This window comes from Pseudomonas sp. A125 (assembly GCF_055409485.1).
Genome location: NZ_JBUZVP010000001.1, coordinates 26,086 through 45,575, shown reverse-complemented (window position 1 = coordinate 45,575; position 19,490 = coordinate 26,086). Strand labels below are relative to the sequence as shown.

General features: G+C 60.6%; 16 protein-coding genes. 11 read left to right on the top strand and 5 right to left on the bottom strand.

The annotated features are described in order from the left end of the window. The first annotated feature begins 114 nt into the window (after positions 1-114). The 3 genes from pap (at position 115) to ACZRN6_RS00180 (ending at position 4,437) form a co-directional block, all read left to right on the top strand. A complete protein-coding gene (gene pap, locus ACZRN6_RS00190) occupies positions 115-1,623 on the top strand; it encodes a polyphosphate:AMP phosphotransferase (RefSeq protein WP_322144156.1) in 1,509 nt (502 codons plus the stop codon). 102 nt (positions 1,624-1,725) lie between these two features. Beyond that, positions 1,726-2,910 (top strand): thiolase family protein, encoded by a 1,185-nt coding sequence (locus ACZRN6_RS00185; protein ID WP_322144157.1) that lies wholly within the window; start codon positions 1,726-1,728, stop codon positions 2,908-2,910. 570 nt (positions 2,911-3,480) lie between these two features. Next, positions 3,481-4,437 carry a DMT family transporter gene (locus ACZRN6_RS00180; RefSeq protein ID WP_322144158.1) on the top strand — a complete coding sequence of 319 codons (957 nt, stop codon included), beginning with the start codon at positions 3,481-3,483 and terminating at the stop codon, positions 4,435-4,437. Here the strand turns inward: ACZRN6_RS00180 and ACZRN6_RS00175 are convergent. Continuing rightward, positions 4,434-5,822, bottom strand: coding sequence for a class II fumarate hydratase (locus ACZRN6_RS00175; RefSeq protein ID WP_464006949.1), 1,389 nt, complete (start codon positions 5,820-5,822; stop codon positions 4,434-4,436). The genes ACZRN6_RS00180 and ACZRN6_RS00175 overlap by 4 nt on opposite strands. A gap of 192 nt (positions 5,823-6,014) precedes the next feature. Between ACZRN6_RS00175 and ACZRN6_RS00170 the strand changes: the two genes are divergently transcribed. From ACZRN6_RS00170 to ACZRN6_RS00140, 7 genes are all read left to right on the top strand, one after another. Next, positions 6,015-6,533 (top strand): DUF2059 domain-containing protein, encoded by a 519-nt coding sequence (locus tag ACZRN6_RS00170; protein WP_322144160.1) that lies wholly within the window; start codon positions 6,015-6,017, stop codon positions 6,531-6,533. 6 nt (positions 6,534-6,539) lie between these two features. Next, complete coding sequence (locus tag ACZRN6_RS00165; RefSeq protein WP_003216739.1) at positions 6,540-6,833, top strand: BolA family protein; 294 nt, start codon at positions 6,540-6,542, stop codon at positions 6,831-6,833. Between the two features lie 172 nt (positions 6,834-7,005). Next, entirely contained in the window at positions 7,006-7,950 is a 945-nt protein-coding gene (trhO, locus tag ACZRN6_RS00160; RefSeq protein WP_464006948.1) for an oxygen-dependent tRNA uridine(34) hydroxylase TrhO, read from the top strand. Between the two features lie 3 nt (positions 7,951-7,953). Further along, on the top strand, positions 7,954-8,589 hold the full coding sequence (locus ACZRN6_RS00155) for a DsbA family protein (RefSeq protein WP_322144162.1): 636 nt from the start codon (positions 7,954-7,956) through the stop codon (positions 8,587-8,589). Beyond that, entirely contained in the window at positions 8,582-10,402 is a 1,821-nt protein-coding gene (locus ACZRN6_RS00150; protein ID WP_322144163.1) for an ABC transporter ATP-binding protein, read from the top strand. Before ACZRN6_RS00155 ends, ACZRN6_RS00150 begins: the two co-directional genes overlap by 8 nt. 75 nt (positions 10,403-10,477) lie before the next feature. Further along, entirely contained in the window at positions 10,478-12,940 is a 2,463-nt protein-coding gene (locus ACZRN6_RS00145) for an EAL domain-containing protein (RefSeq protein WP_464006947.1), read from the top strand. Positions 12,941-13,019: 79 nt separating this feature from the next. Next, complete coding sequence (locus ACZRN6_RS00140; protein ID WP_416152114.1) at positions 13,020-13,784, top strand: TenA family transcriptional regulator; 765 nt, start codon at positions 13,020-13,022, stop codon at positions 13,782-13,784. Positions 13,785-13,805: 21 nt separating this feature from the next. Here ACZRN6_RS00140 and ACZRN6_RS00135 read toward each other — a convergent pair whose 3' ends face one another. From ACZRN6_RS00135 to ACZRN6_RS00120, 4 genes are all read right to left on the bottom strand, one after another. Next, positions 13,806-14,732, bottom strand: coding sequence for a GGDEF domain-containing protein (locus tag ACZRN6_RS00135; RefSeq protein WP_322144166.1), 927 nt, complete (start codon positions 14,730-14,732; stop codon positions 13,806-13,808). Positions 14,733-14,901: 169 nt separating this feature from the next. Then, positions 14,902-16,176 (bottom strand): MFS transporter, encoded by a 1,275-nt coding sequence (locus ACZRN6_RS00130; protein ID WP_464006946.1) that lies wholly within the window; start codon positions 16,174-16,176, stop codon positions 14,902-14,904. A gap of 182 nt (positions 16,177-16,358) precedes the next feature. After that, complete coding sequence (locus tag ACZRN6_RS00125) at positions 16,359-17,513, bottom strand: acyl-CoA dehydrogenase family protein (protein WP_322144168.1); 1,155 nt, start codon at positions 17,511-17,513, stop codon at positions 16,359-16,361. A 69-nt stretch (positions 17,514-17,582) separates the two neighbouring features. After that, on the bottom strand, positions 17,583-18,440 hold the full coding sequence (locus tag ACZRN6_RS00120) for an IclR family transcriptional regulator (protein WP_464006945.1): 858 nt from the start codon (positions 18,438-18,440) through the stop codon (positions 17,583-17,585). Between the two features lie 263 nt (positions 18,441-18,703). Here ACZRN6_RS00120 and ACZRN6_RS00115 point away from each other — a divergent pair, with 263 nt between their 5' ends. Beyond that, positions 18,704-19,489 (top strand): enoyl-CoA hydratase, encoded by a 786-nt coding sequence (locus ACZRN6_RS00115; RefSeq protein WP_464006944.1) that lies wholly within the window; start codon positions 18,704-18,706, stop codon positions 19,487-19,489. The last annotated feature ends 1 nt before the right edge of the window (position 19,490 follow it).

Genomic DNA, 19,490 nt, shown 5'->3' with positions numbered 1-19,490 from the left:
ATTCTAGCCGATCAACAGGGTTGTCATTGATCCATGGCAAGCGGCTGTGGAATTTCCTGCCGCGTGTTGCTGCCCAATCCGCTAGTCTTGATCACTTCTGGAACGGAGCCGCCCATGTTCGAATCTGCCGAAATCGGTCACGCCATCGACAAAGAAACCTACGACGCCGAAGTGCCGGCCTTGCGTGAAGCCTTGCTGGAGGTGCAGTACGAGCTGCAACAGCAAAAGCGCTTCCCGGTGATCGTCCTGATCAATGGCATCGAAGGCGCCGGCAAGGGCGAAACCGTCAAGCTGCTCAATGAATGGATGGACCCGCGCCTGATCGAGGTACGCACCTTTGACCAGCAGACCGACGAAGAACTGGCCCGCCCACCGGCCTGGCGCTATTGGCGCCAGCTTCCGGCGAAAGGCCGCATGGGTGTCTTCTTTGGCAACTGGTACAGCCAGATGTTGCAGAGTCGCGTCCATGGCGAGATCAAGGATGCACGGCTCGACCAGGCCATCGCCGGTGCCGAGCGCCTGGAAAAGATGCTCTGCGACGAAGGCGCGCTGATCTTCAAGTTCTGGTTTCACCTCTCCAAAAAGCAAATGAAGTCCCGGCTCAAGGCCTTGCAGGACGACCCGCTGCACAGCTGGCGCATCAGCCCGCTGGATTGGCAGCAATCCAAGACCTACGACAAGTTTGTGCATTTTGGTGAGCGGATCCTGCGCCGCACCAGCCGTGACTATGCGCCGTGGTATGTGATCGAAGGTGTCGATGCGCACTACCGTGGGCTGACCGTGGGCAAGATCCTGCTCGAAGGCCTGCAAAACGCCTTGAAAGTGCCCAAGGGTAAAATCAGCGGCATGAACCCGGCGCCGCTGCCGTCGGCGGTTGACCAGATGAGCCTGCTCAACAGCCTGGACATGAGCCTGAGCCTGGAGAAGGCCGATTACGAAGAACAGTTGATCACTGAGCAGGCACGGTTCTCCGGGCTGATGCGCGACAAGCGCATGCGCAAACATGCATTGGTGACTGTGTTTGAAGGTAACGATGCCGCCGGCAAGGGCGGGGCAATCCGCCGCGTGGCTGCGGCCCTCGATCCCCGCCAATACCACATCGTCCCGATTGCCGCGCCCAGCGAAGATGAGCGCGCCCAGCCTTACCTGTGGCGTTTCTGGCAGAAAATCCCGGCGCGCGGCATGTTCACCGTATTCGACCGCTCCTGGTACGGCCGGGTGCTGGTGGAGCGTATCGAGGGCTTCTGCACGCCTACCGACTGGATGCGCGCTTACGGCGAGATCAACGACTTTGAAGAGCAACTGCGCGACGCCGGGGTGATCGTGGTCAAGTTCTGGCTGGCGATCGACAAGCAGACGCAACTGGAGCGGTTCCAGGCCCGCGAGGAAATCCCGTTCAAGCGCTTCAAGATCACCGAAGACGACTGGCGCAACCGCGACAAGTGGGACGACTACCGCGCAGCCGTGGGCGACATGGTGGACCGCACCAGCACCGAGATCGCGCCGTGGACGCTGGTGGAGGCCAACGACAAGCGCTGGGCACGGGTCAAGGTGTTGCGCACCATCAACCGGGCGCTGGAGGAGGCGTTCGACAAGTCGGACAAGCATGACAAAAAGAAGTAACGCCATGCTTTTGTATACGCCAGGTGAATGATTGTCGCGGTTGAAGAGGGCGGGCTCTATGCTCGATCCAGCGCTCAACAACCCTGACAATTGAGGTAGCCCATGCGTGAAGTAGTGATCGTCGACAGCGTGCGAACCGGCCTGGCCAAGTCCTTTCGCGGCAAGTTCAACCAGACCCGTCCTGATGACATGGCCGCCCATTGCGTCAACGCGCTGCTGGCCCGCAACGGCATCGACCCGGCCAGCGTCGAGGATTGCATCGTGGGCGCCGGCTCCAACGAAGGCGCGCAGGGCTACAACATCGGGCGCAACGTGGCGGTGTTGTCGCAACTGGGCACCGGTACTGCGGGCATGACCCTCAACCGTTTCTGTTCCTCGGGCTTGCAGGCGATCGCGATTGCGGCCAACCAGATTGCCTCCGGTTGCAGTGAGATCATCGTTGCCGGCGGGGTTGAGTCCATCAGCCTGACCATGAAAAGCGTCAACACCGACAACTTGATCAACCCGTTGCTCAAGGAGCAGGTGCCGGGCATCTATTTTCCCATGGGGCAGACGGCGGAAATTGTTGCGCGGCGGTATCACGTGAGTCGTGAAGAGCAGGATCTGTATGCGCTGCAGAGCCAGCAGCGTACTGCCCAGGCGCAGGCTGACGGGTTGTTTGATGATGAAATCGTGCCGATGGCGGTGAAGTACAAAGTTGAGGACAAGAACACCGGGGCGGTGCAGGTGTTGGACGGGGTGGTGGATCGGGATGATTGCAACCGTGCGGATACGACCCTGGCCAGCCTGGCGGGGTTGAAGCCGGTGTTTGCCGAGGATGGCTCGGTGACGGCGGGGAATTCGTCGCAGTTGTCTGATGGGGCTTCGATGACGTTGGTGATGAGCCTGGAGAAGGCGCTGGAATTGGGGCTTAAGCCCAAGGCGTTTTTCCGGGGGTTTACGGTGGCGGGGTGTGAGCCGGATGAGATGGGCATTGGGCCGGTGTTTTCGGTGCCCAAGTTGCTCAAGGCTCGGGGGTTGGTGGTGGCGGATATTGATTTGTGGGAGTTGAATGAGGCGTTTGCTTCGCAGTGTCTGTATGCGCGTGATCGGCTGGAGATTGATAATGCCAGGTACAACGTCAACGGCGGGTCGATTTCGATTGGGCATCCGTTTGGGATGACCGGGTCGCGGCAGGTGGGGCATTTGGTGAGGGAGTTGCAGCGGCGCCAGCTGCGTTACGGGGTTGTCACTATGTGCGTGGGGGGTGGGATGGGGGCAACCGGGTTGTTTGAGGCGGTGCTGTAGTGGGGGCATATCCGTTGTTTAGGTAACGGCGGGTATGGGTTCCGCTCTTACAGCGGGTCACTTTTGAAAAGCGCAAAAGTAACCAAAACGCTCTGCCCCGCCTGTCGGCGCCTCGCTTAGGCTCGGCGTTCCCTCTCTCCGGGATTGCTCCGCGGGCCGCCGCGACGGCCCGTCCCTGGCCCGTCGCGGCTAAACCGGCGTCCTGCCGGTTTACCCGCTCCTCAATCCCTGCGTTCGGCCTCGGGCTGAATGGGGCAGTTAGATCAAGATCAAGAGCAAGAGCACGGCGGCCTGAAAGCCGACCTGAGTGTTAAAAGCCAGGGCAAAAGCTGTAGGAGCTGGCTTGCCGGCGATGCAGGCAACTCGGTTTTTCAGATGCGCCAAGGTGGCGCCATCGCCGGCAAGCCAGCTCCTACGGTGGGCCGTGCTTTCAGAGAAAAAACGAAGCCGCTTTAGTGACCCACCGTAAGGGCGGAACACGTATCAACCATCACCGCAAAAACGGATATACACCCACCCCCGGCATCCCTCTAGAATGCACCTCCTCCACCTCTGGCATTCGGGGCATTCATGCATATCTCATCGGGCCGCTGGGTCTACGGTTTATCCCTGGCCCTGCTGACCGCGCTGCTCTGGGGCATTCTGCCGATCAAACTCAAACAAGTGTTGCAGGTGATGGACCCGGTCACCGTCACCTGGTTTCGCCTGGTCGTGTCCGGCAGTTGCCTGTTTGTCTACCTTGGCGCAGTCCGGCGGTTGCCCAACTGGCGCGCCCTCGGGCCAAAAGGCGGCTGGCTCCTGGCAATCGCTGTGTGCGGCTTGATGGGCAACTATGTGCTCTATCTGGTAGGCCTGAACTTGCTCAGTCCCGGCACCGCGCAACTGGTGGTGCAGGTGGGCCCGATCTTCCTGATGATCGCCAGTGTCTTTGTGTTCAAGGAACGCTTCAGCCTCGGCCAAGGCGTGGGCCTAATGATACTGATCACCGGCTTTGGCCTGTTTTTCAATCAGCGCCTGACCGAACTGCTGACCTCCCTGGGCACCTACACCGCCGGCGTACTGACGATTCTCCTGGCCACCACCATCTGGACCTTCTACGCCCTGGGCCAGAAGCAGTTATTGACGGTATGGAATTCGGTGCAGGTGATGATGGTGATCTACCTGTCCTGCGCGCTATTGCTGACACCCTGGGCACACCCGATGGAGGCGCTGCAACTGAACCCGCTGCAAGGCTGGCTGCTGCTGGCCTGCTGTTTCAATACCCTGATTGCCTACGGCGCATTCGCCGAAGCCCTGGCCCACTGGGAAGCCTCGCGCGTGAGCGCTACCCTGGCAATGACGCCGCTGGTAACTTTCGTCGCGGTGGCATTGGCGGCCTGGATATGGCCCGACTATGTGCACGCCGAAGACATCAATGCCCTCGGCTACGGTGGGGCCGTGTTGGTTGTATTGGGTTCCGCTACCGTGGCGCTGGCACCGTCGTTGTTCGCCGGGCTCAAGGCCCGGCGTGCACGGTTGGCGTCTTAATGACCGGCTTCCAGCATGTTTTCCGGACGCACCCACTGGTCGAACTCTGCATCCGTGAGGTAGCCAAGCTTCAGCGCCGCTTCCCGTAGGGTCAGCCCTTCGGCATAGGCCTTCTTGGCAATCTCGGCCGACTTGTCGTAGCCGATGTGCGGGTTCAGTGCCGTCACCAGCATCAAGCCACGTTCAAGGTGCGCGGCCATTTGCTCGGCGTCAGGTTCAAGCCCGGCGATGCAGTGCTCATGGAAGTTGCTGCAACCATCGGCCAGCAGGCGGATCGACTCCAGCAGGTTGTGGATGATCACCGGTTTGAACACGTTCAACTGCAAATGGCCCTGGCTTGCGGCAAAGCCGACGGTCACGTCGTTGCCCAGCACCTGGCAGGCCAGCATCGACAACGCCTCGCATTGGGTCGGGTTGACCTTGCCGGGCATGATCGAGCTGCCCGGCTCATTGGCCGGCAACTTGACCTCGGCCAGCCCGGCACGTGGGCCGGAGCCCAGCAGGCGCAGGTCGTTGGCGATTTTCATCAGGGCCACGGCGAGGGTTTTCAGCGCGCCGTGCAAGGTGGTCAACGGCTCATGGCCCGACAGCGCGGCAAATTTGTTCGGGGCGGTAACAAACGGCAGGCCCGACAGCGCCGCCAATTCCGAGGCAATCGCCTCGCCAAAGCCGTGGGGCGAATTGAGCCCGGTACCGACGGCGGTGCCGCCCTGGGCCAGTTCACACACGGCGGGCAGGGCGCTGCGGATCGCGCGTTCGGCGTAATCCAGTTGCGCTATAAAAGCCGAGACTTCCTGGCCAAACGTGATAGGTGTGGCGTCCATCATGTGGGTGCGGCCGGTTTTCACCAGCTTCATGTGCCGCGCCGACAGTTCCGCCAGGCCACCGGACAGCTCACGGATCGCCGGCAACAGCTTCTCGGTGACGGCCTGCACGGCGGCGATGCTCATGGCCGTGGGGAAGCAGTCGTTGGAGCTTTGGGAGCGGTTCACGTGATCGTTGGGGTGCACCGGGCTCTTGCCGCCGCGGGGCTTGCCTGACAGCTCGTTGGCACGGCCGGCGATTACTTCGTTGGCGTTCATGTTGCTCTGGGTGCCGCTGCCGGTCTGCCACACCACCAGGGGGAACTGGTCGTCGTGTTCGCCGGCGAGCACTTCGTCGGCGGCCTGTTCGATCAGCCGGGCGATGTCGGCGGGTAGGTCGCCATTGCGGTCGTTGACCCGGGCCGCAGCCTTCTTGATCAAGGCCAGGGCGTGCAGCACGGCCAGGGGCATGCGCTGGTCGCCGATGGCAAAGTTCACCAGCGAGCGTTGGGTCTGCGCACCCCAGTAAGCGTCATCCGGGACTTGCACTTCTCCCAGGCTGTCGGTTTCGATACGGCTCATCGGGCACACTCCTTCAGGTTCGTTTGCGCAGTTTAGGCCGTGATGGACCTTGAGGGTTCCATTAAAGACTTTTCATCGGATTATCTACCGCAAAACCAGGCCCCATAAGGCGTGGGGTTGAGCCGCGGCGTTTTTTAGGCGCAGAATGGGCGCCCTTGGGGTCTTACCTCGCCTGCTAGAAAAGGAAACTCGATGACTCGTCTTCGTGCCATCTGTACCGCGGTTGCTCTGGTATGTGCCAGCGGCCAGGTTTTTGCCGATACCGCCAGCCACAACGCCAGTGCCGAAGCCTTCCTTACCCTGGCCCATGCCGACAAGCTGGGTACCCCGGTGTACATGCAAGTGCAGCAAATGTTCGCCCAGCGTTTCGAGCAGACCAAGGCGCCTGCTTCCAAGCAAACCGTCCTGGACACCTACCAGGCCAAGGCCAACACTGCCCTGGACCAGGCCATCGGCTGGAACAAGCTCAAGCCGGACATGGTCAAGCTCTACACCGACAACTTCAGCGAATCCGAGCTCAAGGACCTGGTTGCGTTCTATCAGTCGCCACTGGGCAAGAAAGTCCTGGAAAAAATGCCGCAGCTGACCCAGCAATCGGCCCAGATGACCCAGGCCAAGCTGGAAAGCGCGGTACCTGTGGTGAACAAGCTGCTGGAAGACATGACCAACGAGCTGACGCCAAAAGCCCCAGCCCCGGCCAAGAAGAAGTAAACAGGAATGACCATGCAACAGCGTATCGAATCGGCACTTGTCGCCCTGAGCCCGGAACACTTGAGCGTGCTGGATGAAAGCCATATGCACAGCCGTGGGTTGCAGACCCACTTCAAGGCCGTGCTGGTCAGCCAGCAGTTCGAGGGGCTCAATCGCGTCAAGCGCCACCAGAAGGTCTACGCCACGCTGGGTGACCTGATGAGCGAATTCCATGCGTTGGCGCTGCATACCTATACGCCTGAAGAGTGGGCGAAAATCGACGCAGCCCCGGCCTCGCCGACCTGCGCCGGCGGACACTGACACTGTGGCACATCAGCTTGATGTGGTGAGGGAGCAAGTTCCCTCGCCACAGTAAGAGGCGGTCCATAATCGTCGCCATTTTTGTTAGAATCCGCAACGCGCTGCTTAGTCGGCGCGTTTTTTTTGCATCCGGTTCACCCTTTACGAGGGTAGCCACCTGGAGATAACACCCATGACTCAACCGATTGTCGTGGCGGCACTGTATAAGTTCGTCACCCTCGAAGATTACGTCGCCCTGCGCGAGCCACTGTTGCAGGCAATGGTCGACAACGGCATCAAGGGCACCTTGCTGATCGCCGAAGAAGGCATCAACGGCACTGTTTCCGGTAGCCGCGAAGGCATTGATGGCTTGATGGCCTGGCTCAAGAACGACCCACGCATGGACGACATCGACCATAAAGAGTCGTACTGCGACGAGCAGCCGTTCTACCGCACCAAGGTCAAGCTCAAGAAAGAGATCGTGACCCTGGGCGTCGAAGGTGTCGACCCGAACAAAAAAGTCGGCACCTACGTCAACCCGCAAGACTGGAATGCGCTGATCAACGACCCCGAAGTGTTGCTGATCGATACCCGCAACGACTACGAAGTGTCCATCGGCACCTTTGAAGGCGCGATCGACCCGAAGACCACCAGTTTTCGCGAGTTTCCGGACTACATCAAAGCCAACTTCGACCCGGCCAAACACAAGAAAGTCGCCATGTTCTGCACCGGCGGCATTCGTTGCGAAAAAGCCTCGAGCTACATGCTCGGCGAGGGTTTTGACGAGGTGTATCACCTCAAGGGCGGCATCCTGAAGTACCTCGAAGAGGTGCCGCAGGCAGAAACCAAATGGCAGGGCGACTGCTTTGTGTTCGACAATCGGGTGACCGTGCGCCACGACTTGAGCGAAGGCGACTACGATCAATGTCATGCCTGCCGCACACCGGTCAGCGTAGAAGACCGTGCATCCGAACACTACGTGGCTGGCATCAGTTGCCCGCATTGCTGGGATAAGCTTTCCGAGAAGACCCGTCGCAGCGCGATCGACCGGCAAAAGCAGATTGAACTGGCCAAGGCCCGCAATATGCCGCACCCGATAGGCTACAACTACAAGCAATCTACATCCTCCGAGGCCTGAGCCATGTCCGCGCGCCTGCTCTATGTAATGGATCCGATGTGCTCCTGGTGCTGGGGTTTTGCCCCAGTGGCCAAGGCGCTGGTTGAGCAGGCCCAGGCCGCAGGCGTGGAGCTGCATTTGGTGGTGGGGGGCTTGCGCACCGGCAGTGGCGCGGCGCTGGAGCCGACTACCCGGCGCTACATTCTTGAGCATTGGCAGGCGGTGACCGACGCCACCGGCCAGCCGTTCAAGGTCGAGGGCGCGCTGCCTGAAGGGTTTGTGTACGACACCGAGCCGGCTTGCCGCGCCGTGGTCACCGCCCGCAGCCTGGCGCCGGATTGCGCTTGGAAACTGTTGGGCCTGATCCAGCAGGCGTTCTACGTCGAGGGTCGCGACGTGACCCGCGCCGACGTACTGGTGGAGCTGGCCGAGACCGCCGGCGTGCCGCGTATCGAGTTCGCCGAGGCTTTCGACCGGGCCGACCAGCATGCGGCCACCGCGGCAGACTTCACCTGGGTCCAGGATTTGGGCATCGCCGGTTTCCCGACTTTGCTGGCAGAGCGTAATGGGCAGTTGGCGCTGCTGACCAACGGCTATCAGCCGCTGTCCGAGTTGTCGCCCTTGCTGAGTCGCTGGCTGGAGCGAGCTGCCTGTGCATGATCAGCCAGATCCCGTAGAGCAACCCAAGCGTGTTGACCGCCTGACCTGGGCCGAAATCCGCCGACTGGCCCTGCATCACAAAAAATCCCTGTGGGTCGCCAATGGCGTTGCCGTGCTGGCGACCCTGTGCAGCGTGCCGATCCCGTTGCTGCTGCCGTTGCTGGTAGATGAAGTGCTGCTGGGTCACGGCGACGCTGCACTGAAGGTGATGAACCACGCGCTGCCCCTGGGTTGGCAGAAGGCCGCCGGTTATATCGGCCTGATGCTGCTGGTGACCTTGCTGTTGCGTTGCGGCGCCCTGGTGTTCAACGTGCTGCAGGCGCGCTTGTTTGCGCGGCTGGCCAAGGACATCGTCTATCGCATTCGCGTACGGCTGATCGAGCGCCTCAAGCGCATTTCCCTCAGCGAATACGAAAGCCTGGGCAGCGGCACGGTGACCACACACCTGGTCACCGACCTGGACACAGTCGACAAGTTTGTGGGTGAAACCCTCAGTCGTTTCCTGGTGGCGATGCTCACATTAGTGGGCACCTCGGGCATCCTGATGTGGATGCATTGGAAGCTGGCGCTGTTGATCCTGCTGTTCAACCCGTTGGTGATCTACGCCACGGTGCAGTTGGGCAAGCGGGTCAAGCACCTGAAGAAGCTGGAAAACGACAGCACTTCGCGGTTTACCCAGGCGTTGACCGAAACCCTCGATGCGATCCAGGAAGTGCGCGCCGGCAACCGCCAGCGCTTTTTCCTCGGGCGCCTGGGCCAGCGTGCCCAGGAAGTGCGGGATTTTGCGATCAATTCCCAGTGGAAAAGCGACGCGTCGAGCCGCGCCAGTGGTTTGCTGTTCCAGTTTGGTATCGACATTTTCCGCGCCGCGGCGATGCTGACGGTGCTGTTTTCCGACCTTTCCATCGGCCAGATGCTCGCGGTGTTCAGTTACCTGTGGTTCATGATCAGCCCGGTGGAACAACTGCTGAACCTGCAATACGCCTACTACGCAGCGGGCGGGGCGCTGACGCGAATCAACGAACTGCTGGCCCGCGCCGATGAACCGCAATACGCCGGTGGCGCCGATCCGTTTACCGGGCGCGAGACCGTTGGCATCGAGGTGCGTGGCCTGAACTTCGGCTACGGCGAAGACCTGGTGCTCGACCAGTTGAACCTGAACATTGCCCCGGGTGAAAAAGTCGCAATCGTCGGTGCCAGTGGCGGCGGTAAAAGTACCCTGGTGCAACTGTTGCTGGGGCTGTATACACCGCAGGCGGGCACCATCCGCTTTGGGGGTGCGACCCAGCAGGAAATCGGCCTGGAGACGATTCGCGAAAATGTCTCCGTGGTGCTGCAACACCCCGCGCTGTTCAACGACACGGTTCGCGCCAACCTGACCATGGGCCGCGAGCGCAGCGACCAGGCGTGCTGGCAGGCACTGGAAATTGCCCAGCTGGACGCAACCGTCAGGGCGCTGCCATTGGGCCTGGACAGTGTGGTGGGGCGCTCCGGCGTGCGCTTCTCCGGCGGGCAGCGTCAGCGCCTGGCCATTGCACGCATGGTGCTGGCGGAGCCAAAAGTGGTGATACTCGACGAAGCCACCTCGGCGCTCGATGCGGCGACCGAATACAACCTGCATCAGGCGCTGGCGCGGTTTCTCAGTGGCCGTACCACCTTGATCATCGCCCACCGGCTGTCGGCGGTGAAGCAGGCGGATCGGGTATTGGTGTTTGATGGCGGGCACATTGCCGAAGATGGCGACCATCAACAGCTGATTGCTGATGGCGGCCTGTACGCCAAACTTTACGGTCACTTGCAACAAGTGCGGTGATTTAGCCTACGCTGAACTATCAGGAGCGGTTTTCACTCGCGTGCGTATTTTAGTAGTGCATGTGCAAGGGACCTCATGAAGCAAAAGCAGACTCTCGGAACCCCTCGGTTATTGGGCATCGTCTGGCCCTTTATCGCCGTTGTACTGTTCCAGGCATTGTTAGGCTGCGTCAGTCTTTACGTGCTCTCGGCGGTGCGCGGGTATGTGGCGGGCGAAAGCCTGTGGTCCAAGGGCCAGAAAGACGCGATCTTTTACCTCACGCTGTACGCCGATAACCGCGACGAAGCCACGTTCCTCAAATACCAGAACGCAATTGCCGTGCCCCAGGGCGGGCATGAGCTGCGGCTGGCCCTCGACCGCCCGACCCCGGACCTGACCGCAGCGCGCCTGGGCATCCTCAAGGGCGGCAACCACCGTGACGACGTTTCCAGCCTGATCTGGCTGTACCTCAACTTTCGTCATTTCAGTTACCTGGAAAAAGCCATCGAACTGTGGACCGTGGGCGACGGCTACCTGGTGCAGTTGGACGACCTGGCGCAGGAGATGCACCGGGCGATCCTGGCCAGCCAGGTCAGCAGCGCCGACGTGCGCAGCTGGAAGGAGCGGATCTTCGCCATCAACGACGGTGTGACACCGGCTGCGAAGGCCTTCAGTGATGCGTTGGGCGAAGGCTCGCGGATGATTCTGCGCCTGCTGCTGGTGACCAACCTGGCCACGGCACTGGGCTTGATCGTGCTGGCGCTGCTGCGCACCCATAAGTTGTTGGCCCAGCGACACGCATTTGCCGATGCCCTGCAACTGGAGAAGGAGCGGGCGCAGATCACCCTGGAGTCGATTGGCGACGGAGTGATCACTACCGATGTCGACGGCGCCATTGCCTATATGAACCCGGCAGCCGAGGCCTTGACCCATTGGAGGGCCGCCCAGGCCCAGGGGCTGCCACTCGCCGCACTGTTCAACCTGCTGGATGAAAACGCCCAGGACGACGGCTTTACCCTTATCGAACACATACTGAGTGGGCAGCTCGGCGGTGGCAGCGAGCATTCGAAGCTGATCCAGCGCCTGGACGGCACCACGGTGTCGGTCACCCTGGTGGGGGCGCCGATCCGCAGTGCCGGCAAAGTGGTCGGTGCGGTGCTGGTGCTGCATGACATGACCCAGGAACGTCAGTACATCGCCAACCTGTCCTGGCAGGCGACCCACGACGCGTTGACCGGCCTGGCCAACCGCCGCGAATTTGAATTTCGCCTGGAACAGGTGTTGCACAATGTCGGGCGCCAGCAAACCGGGCGCCACGCGTTGATGTTCCTCGACCTGGACCAGTTCAAGCTGGTCAACGACACGTGCGGGCATGCGGCGGGTGATGAACTGTTGCGGCATATCTGCGCCCTGTTGCAGTCCGACCTGCGCGAAGGCGACACCCTGGCCCGGCTGGGCGGCGACGAGTTCGGAATCCTGCTGGAGAACTGCCCGGCGTCGGTGGCGGAAAAAATCGCCGAAAGCCTGCGCCATACCGTACAAAGCCTGCACTTTGTGTGGAAAGGCCGGCCGTTTGTCACCACGGTAAGTATCGGCCTGGTGCACATCACTCAAGTCCCGACCACCCTGGAAACCTCGCTGCGGGCCGCCGACATGGCGTGCTACATGGCCAAGGAGAAGGGCCGCAACCGGGTGCAGGTGTACCACGCCGATGACTCGGAATTGTCCCTGCGCTTTGGCGAGATGGCCTGGGTACAGCGCCTGCACATGGCCCTGGAAGAAAACCGTTTTTGCCTGTACGCCCAGGAAATTGCGTCCCTGGGGCACACGGAGCGGGGCGCCGGGCATATCGAAATACTGCTGCGCCTGCATGACGAAGCAGGGCGGATCATCCTGCCGGACAGTTTTATCCCGGCCGCCGAACGTTACGGCCTGATGACATCCCTGGATCGCTGGGTGGTGGAAAACGTGTTCAAGATCATCGCCGGCTGCATGCGTGAGCGCCCGGGCCGGCCCATGGCCATGTGTGCGATCAATCTGTCAGGCATTACCATTGGTGATGAGGACTTTCTCGGGTTTTTGCGTGAGCAGTTCAAAGCCTACGGCATCCCACCAGAAATGATTTGTTTTGAAATTACAGAAACCAGCGCTATTTCGAATTTGGGTAGTGCGATTCGTTTTATTAACGAGCTCAAAGAGTTAGGCTGCTATTTCTCCCTGGATGACTTCTGCGCCGGGATGTCCTCGTTCGCATATCTTAAACATTTACCTGTAGACTTCTTGAAGATCGATGGAAGTTTCGTAAAGGATATGCTGGACGACCCGATTAACCGCGCAATGGTCGAAGTGATCAATCACATCGGCCACGTCATGGGTAAGCGCACAATTGCCGAATTTGTCGAGACACCCCAGATCGAACAAGCCTTGCTTGAGATCGGGGTTGACTATGCTCAGGGCTACCTGATCGAGCGACCGCAGTTGTTTACCTTTGATAGTTTGCAGTGTCGACCTGTGCGACCGCAGCCTCTGTTATTCAGGGCGCCTGGCACGTTCCGATGAAACATTTGCTGGTCTGTACATATCACACATCAAAAGGAGCCCGACAGTGATCGACACATTCAACAGAACCGGCCCGCTTATGGAAGCCTCGAGTTACCCCGCCTGGGCGCAACAGCTGATCCAGGCCTGTAGCGAGAGCAAGCGCCGCGTTGTCGAACACGAACTGTACCAGCGCATGCGCGATAACAAGCTCAGCGCCAAGACCATGCGTCACTACCTGATTGGTGGCTGGCCAGTGGTTGAACAGTTTGCGTTGTACATGGCACAGAACCTCACCAAGACCAAATTTGCCCGCCATCCTGGGGAGGACATGGCGCGCCGCTGGCTGATGCGCAATATTCGTGTGGAACTCAACCACGCCGATTATTGGGTGCATTGGGCCCGCGCCCATGGCGTCAGCCTGGAGGAGTTGCAGGCACAGGAGGTTCCGCCGGAGCTGCATGCACTGAGCCATTGGTGCTGGCACACCAGCTCGGCCGACTCGCTGATTGTCGCGATTGCCGCCACCAACTACGCCATCGAGGGGGCCACTGGGGAGTGGTCCGCCGTGGTGTGTTCCAGCGGTGTCTACGCCGCGGCTTTCCCTGAAGAAGACCGCAAGCGCGCCATGAAGTGGCTGAAGATGCATGCCCAGTATGATGACGCTCACCCGTGGGAAGCGCTGGAAATCATCTGCACCCTGGCCGGCATGAACCCGACCAAGGAACTGCAGGTAGAGCTGCGTCAGGCGGTGTGCAAGAGCTACGACTACATGTACCTGTTCCTGGAACGTTGCATGCAGTTGGAAAAATCGGTGGCCACCACCCCCCGCAAACAACCGGAACTGGTTGCCAGCGAGGCGTAAACGGTGTGATGGCGGGGTAGCTTACCCCGCCATTGCCAGGCGATTGCGGCCTTCGCGCTTGGCCACGTACAAAGCACTGTCTGCCCGGCGCAACAGACTTTCGGCCGACTCTGCGGCCAGCAAGGTCGAGCAGCCCAGGCTCACTGTCAATTCGATACGTTCCTCATCCGCCCAATAATCCTGAGCCTGTGCCGCCTGGCGCAAGCGCTCGCCGACCATCGACGCCGCGTCCCGGCCGGTATTCGACAGCAGGATCAGAAACTCTTCCCCGCCAAACCGAAACACCATGTCCACATTGCGCAGTTGGCTTTTGATCGAGGCGGCGACCGCCTTGAGCACCTTGTCGCCTGTGGCATGACCGTGGCTGTCGTTGATGTGCTTGAAATGGTCGATGTCCAGCATCAGCAAGGACAACGGTTGCAGGTGCCGCCGGGCCATGTCGATTTCCCGTTGCAGGGTCTGGTCCATGGCGATGCGGTTGCCGGTTTCGGTCAACGGGTCGCGCAGGGCGCTACGGGTGGCCGCGCGATAGAGCAGGGCGTTGCGCATCGGGTAAAGCAGGGTGGCCAGCAGTGACTCCAGGTTGGCCAACTCGTCTTCGATGAAGCGCTGGTTGCGCCGAAATACCAGTTCGCCGAGGTGTTCGCCTTCGTGGCTCAGGGCATAGCTCACTGAGTGATGCCCACGGTGGCCATATTCCAGGCGCAGGTCGCTGGCTTCGTGACGATATTGCAGGGCGTCCAGCGGCACCAGGCGTTGGATCTCGCGGAAGAACAGCGCAAGAATGTGCTCCGGCTCCAGGCTGGTTTGCAACTGCATGCCCAGTTGCTGGCGAAGTTGCGCAACCGTGGCGGGGCGTCGTGTGAGAAGGGAAGGCTGACCAAAGCCCAGGCGTTGCAATTTGGCGCTGTCGAAGTCAATTGCGTTGGTCTGGGTCGGTGTTTTCATAAACGTATGAGCCTCTAAGCACAAAACTGTCTTACAGGCTGGGTGAGAGCGTCGTACTGTTCCTTCAGTTCCGTAGGACTGACGTACAGTCTAGCCCGGTTTGCTTGAGGGTATAACTGCCGCACGTCTTATAGCCGGGGCCGCGTTGCCGCTGGCCCCGGTGTGGGGCTTATTGTTTTTGCGGGTCAAACTGCTTGTCGCGGATAAACAGCGCCGGAATCACGCCACAGATAAAGTACGCGCCGCCCATCACCAAAAATCCTACGCCGATCGAGCCATGGGACGCCAAAAAGCCAATGGCGGCCGGTGCCACTGCCGCACCGATCCGGCCAATGTTGTAGGCTCCGCCCACTGCCGAACCGCGAAATTTCGCTTCGAAGCTTTCGGTCATGTAGGTCGCGTTCACGCCGTAGGGAATGCCGTACAGGAAGCCGAACACAATCAGCATCCACAGGATGTTGTCCGGGCTCTGGAACAGTACGATCACTGGCAGGAAAATCGCCGTGCCCAACGCGCCCACTGTGAACACCAGGCGCCGGCCCAGGCGGTCTGCCGCGAGCCCGGCGAGGATCTTGCCGAAAATCATCGCCGCGTAGGTGCCGACCATGTAACTGGTCATCGACTTGAAGTTCATCCCCAGCTCGCCTTCCAGGTACGACGGCATCCAGTTATTGACCCCGTAGTAGCCGAACTGCAGGAAGCCTGCGGTCAACGCCCAGAGGATGAACATGCGGCTGGCCTTGGGGTCGCTGAAGATCAGCTTGAACATGCCGTCGGGTTTCTTCGCCGACACGCGCTTGATGCCTTCGGCTTTTTCCCGGGCACGTTCGGCTTGTGCCTTGATCCAGGCTTGCGGCTCCGGTACCAGGCGTTGCATCAGTACGGCGAGGATCACCGGGATGATTGCCACATAGAACAACCAGCGCCAGCCGTGGCTGGGCAAGATCCAGCCGGCGAGCAGCGTGGCGACGATGTACCCCACCGACCAGCCTGCCTGCAGGGTGCCGAGCACGGTGGTGCGGTAACGGGTCGGGACGTACTCGGCCATCAGCGTGTTGCACGCCACATACAGCGCGCCCAGCCCGAGGGAGGCGAAAAAGCGCGTACTCGCGAACTGCCAATAGCTGTGGGTCATGCCCAGGATCGCGGTACCGACGGAGAACAGCACGATGCTCCAGACCACGGTTCTCACCCGGCCAAAACGGTCACAGGCCCAGCCGCCGTAAATCCCGCCGATGGCCATCCCGGCCAGGGTAAAACTGCCCAGGCTGCCGGCTTCGACGCTGGTCAGGCCGAACTCGGCCTTGAGGCTGCTGAGGCTGTAGGACAGCAGCATCAGGTCTGCACCATCGATCAGCAGGCCGAGGAAGCAGAAGATGAACACGATGATCCACAGGTTGTTTTTTGCGGGCGACAATGCACCCGCCGAAGCGGCGACTTCCATAGCGATACCTTGTTGTAGTTGTTAGGGCACAAGTTATGGGTGTTGCGGTAATACGGTTGGAACACGGTCACTGTAGGAGCTGGCTTGCCTGCGATGCAGACAACTCGGTCTGGCAGTAACACCGCGGCGATGCCATCGCAGGCAAGCCAGCTCCCACATTGGTTTTGTGTTGTTCCCGAGCGTTAGCGTTTGGCCTCGCGAATCATGTTGCGGGCAATCACCAATTGCTGGATTTGCGTGGTGCCTTCGTACAGGCGGAACAAACGCACATCGCGGTAAAACCGTTCGATGGCGTACTCGCTCACATAGCCGGCGCCGCCATGGATCTGCACGCAGCGGTCTGCCACGCGGCCACACATCTCCGTGGCGAACATCTTCGAGCAGGACGCCTCGGTGCCGATATCCAGGCCTTCGTCACGTTTGCGCGCCGCGTCCACCACCATGCAGCGGGCGGCGTAGATCTCGGCCTTGCTGTCGGCGAGCATCGCCTGGATCAGCTGGAACTCGGCAATCGGCTGGCCGAACTGCTTGCGCTCCAGGGCGTAGTGCAGGGCATCGTTGAGCATGCGCTCGGCAGCTCCGACGCTGACGGCAGCAATGTGCAGGCGGCCCTTGTCGAGCACCTTCATCGCGGTCTTGAACCCCACCCCTTCGACGCCGCCGATCAACTGGTCGGCTGGTACGCGCACGTTGTCAAAAATCACGTCACAGGTGTGGGCGCCTTTCTGGCCCATCTTGTGGTCGCGCTTGCCCAGGGACAACCCCGGCGTATTGCGCTCCACAATGAATGCACTGATGCCGCCCGAGCCCTTGATGTCCGGGTTGGTGCGGGCCATCACGGTGTAGATGCCGGCATGGGGGGCGTTGGTGATGAAGCGCTTGGTACCGTTGATGACGTAGTGGTCACCGTCGCGCACCGCCGTGGTTTTCAGCGAGGCGGCGTCGGAGCCCGAGTCCGGTTCGGTCAGGCAGAACGAACTGAGCAGTTCACCGCTGGCCAGCTTCGGCAGGTAGTGCTGCTTCTGCGTCTCGGTGCCGTCCAGCAGGATACCGATGGAGCCGATGCCGTTGTTGGTGCCGAAGTAGGAGCGGAATGCCGGCGAGGTGCGGCCCAGCTCAAAGGCCACGTTGACCTCTTCTTCCATGGTCAACCCGAGGCCGCCGTAGGCTTCGGGCAGGGTCAGGCCGAACAGGCCCAGCTCACGGAACTGGCTGACGATATCCGCCGGGACGTCATCGGTCTCGGCCAGCTCGTTTTCCCGGGGGATCAGCGCTTCGTTGACAAACTGCTGGAGGGTTTCCAGCAACAGGTGAAGCGTTTCGGGGTCTCGGATCATGTGCATTCCTCAGCGGCCCGTTCAGCGGGCCTGTTATCGTCAATCTGCCGAGGCCGTGCACCGATCTGTCTAGCGGGCGGCGGCCTCGATGTTGTTCACCATGTGCTTGAGACGGGGCCCGATGTCGTCCTCGAGTTTCTCCCGGGAAAGGTGAAAACTCGGTCCGCCACAGTTGAACGTCAGCAGCCCATGTTGTGCATGCAGCAGCGGTACGGCGATGGCGTTTACATCGCGGTGCCACTCACCGATCGACATGCAATAGCCAAAATCGGTGTAATCGCGGAAGGCGCGTTCCAGGCCCTTCCTGATGCCCGGCCAGTCCTCCAGATGACGCTGGCGGATATGGTCGAGGATAAATTCCCGCTCGTTTTCCGGCATCGCTGCCAGGCAGGCGCGGCCTGCGGAACTCAAGTGCAACGGCAACCGCGTGCCGACCTGGCGGCGCATGGTCATGTTGGCTTCACCCTGGACCACATCCAGGTACACCATATCCAGGCGGTCCCGCGTGGCCATCGCAACGGCGGTCTGGGCGTAGCTGGCCATCGTCTCCATCAGCGGATGGGCCACAGCCCGCACCGACAGGTTGGAAAGCATCGCGTAACCGAAGGCCATCACGCCTACATCCAACTGATACCGGCCCGACTGCGGCAGGTGCTTGAGATAGCCCAAGCGGGTCAGCGTATGGGTCATCCGCGTGATCGTCGGCTTTGGCAGCCCGGTCTTGCGCGCCAGCTCCTGGTTGCCCAGCACGCTTTCGCTGGGGGTGAAGCAACGCAACAATTCCAGGCCGCGGGCCAGGGCAGTGACGAACTGGCGGTCCTTGTCTTCCTCCTCGTCGGCATTCATCGGGTCGATCAGCAAGTGCTCGAACGCGTGGTTGCCGGCCGGTGTTTCGGGTGTGCTCGGGTCCAGGTTTCGACGGCGCATGTTAGTCCCCCTTTTTTTATAAAATCAACAAAACAAAATTGTATTCCGCACAGCGAAACTAAGCAACTCACCAGTGGAACGCTTTTTTGTTTAATAAAACTCGGCTAAACAACAAGTTATAGCCCGATTTGCCGGTCGGTCAGGTTTTTACGTTTACATCACGACAGGTCGGTCCTTATGATTATCGCTAAATACGGAATGATGTTTCGCATAGCGAAACTGTCTATCTCCGAACTAACAAGAACATTGCAGCAGGAGAACTTGTGGCCAGTCTCGACCAACCCGTGGTGCACCTCGACGTCCAGGACAATGGCGTCGCCGTGGTACGCATCCACCGTCCTGAAGTGAAAAACGCCTTGAACGCCCAGGTTCGCGAAGAGCTGGCCGAGCATTTTCGTGCCCTGGCCAAGCGTCGTGATGTGCGCGCCGTCGTGCTCACTGGCGGCGATCAGTTCTTCGTGGCCGGTGCCGACATCAAGGAGTTCGCCAGCGCCAGCCCGATCGAGATGTACCGCCGGCACACCGAGTACTTGTGGGAAGCCATCAGCCGCTGCCCCAAGCCGGTGATCGCCGCAGTGAATGGTTTTGCCCTGGGCGGCGGTTGTGAGTTGGCCATGCATTGCGATCTGATCGTGGCCGGTGAGTCGGCGCGGTTCGCCCAGCCCGAGGTCAAGCTGGGCCTGATGCCGGGCGCCGGTGGTACTCAGCGCCTGGTGCGCGCCGTGGGTAAGTTCCAGGCCATGCGTATCGCGTTGACCGGCTGCATGGTCAAGGCGCCGGAGGCCCTGGCCATGGGCATGCTCAGCGAAGTGGTGGCGGATGATCAAACCATCCCCCGCGCCCTGGAACTGGCCGCACAGATTGCCGCCTTGCCGCCGCTGGCGGTGGAACAGATCAAGGAAGTGATGCTCGCCGGCGCCGACTTGCCGCTGGAAAGCGCGCTGGTGTTGGAACGCAAGGCCTTTCAACTGCTGTTCGATTCGGCAGACCAGAAGGAGGGCGCCGCGGCGTTCTTCGAAAAACGCACCGCGAACTACCTGGGGGAATAAG

Excerpts from the sequence above, each read along its gene's own strand:
- pap (WP_322144156.1), top strand. The coding sequence starts at position 115 with ATGTTCGAATCTGCCGAAATCGGTCACGCCATCGACAAAGAAACCTAC.
- ACZRN6_RS00185 (WP_322144157.1), top strand. The coding sequence starts at position 1,726 with ATGCGTGAAGTAGTGATCGTCGACAGCGTGCGAACCGGCCTGGCCAAG.
- ACZRN6_RS00180 (WP_322144158.1), top strand. The coding sequence starts at position 3,481 with ATGCATATCTCATCGGGCCGCTGGGTCTACGGTTTATCCCTGGCCCTG.
- ACZRN6_RS00175 (WP_464006949.1), bottom strand. The coding sequence starts at position 5,822 with ATGAGCCGTATCGAAACCGACAGCCTGGGAGAAGTGCAAGTCCCGGAT.
- ACZRN6_RS00170 (WP_322144160.1), top strand. The coding sequence starts at position 6,015 with ATGACTCGTCTTCGTGCCATCTGTACCGCGGTTGCTCTGGTATGTGCC.
- ACZRN6_RS00165 (WP_003216739.1), top strand. The coding sequence starts at position 6,540 with ATGACCATGCAACAGCGTATCGAATCGGCACTTGTCGCCCTGAGCCCG.
- trhO (WP_464006948.1), top strand. The coding sequence starts at position 7,006 with ATGACTCAACCGATTGTCGTGGCGGCACTGTATAAGTTCGTCACCCTC.
- ACZRN6_RS00155 (WP_322144162.1), top strand. The coding sequence starts at position 7,954 with ATGTCCGCGCGCCTGCTCTATGTAATGGATCCGATGTGCTCCTGGTGC.
- ACZRN6_RS00145 (WP_464006947.1), top strand. The coding sequence starts at position 10,478 with ATGAAGCAAAAGCAGACTCTCGGAACCCCTCGGTTATTGGGCATCGTC.
- ACZRN6_RS00140 (WP_416152114.1), top strand. The coding sequence starts at position 13,020 with ATGGAAGCCTCGAGTTACCCCGCCTGGGCGCAACAGCTGATCCAGGCC.
- ACZRN6_RS00135 (WP_322144166.1), bottom strand. The coding sequence starts at position 14,732 with ATGAAAACACCGACCCAGACCAACGCAATTGACTTCGACAGCGCCAAA.
- ACZRN6_RS00130 (WP_464006946.1), bottom strand. The coding sequence starts at position 16,176 with ATGGAAGTCGCCGCTTCGGCGGGTGCATTGTCGCCCGCAAAAAACAAC.
- ACZRN6_RS00125 (WP_322144168.1), bottom strand. The coding sequence starts at position 17,513 with ATGATCCGAGACCCCGAAACGCTTCACCTGTTGCTGGAAACCCTCCAG.
- ACZRN6_RS00120 (WP_464006945.1), bottom strand. The coding sequence starts at position 18,440 with ATGCGCCGTCGAAACCTGGACCCGAGCACACCCGAAACACCGGCCGGC.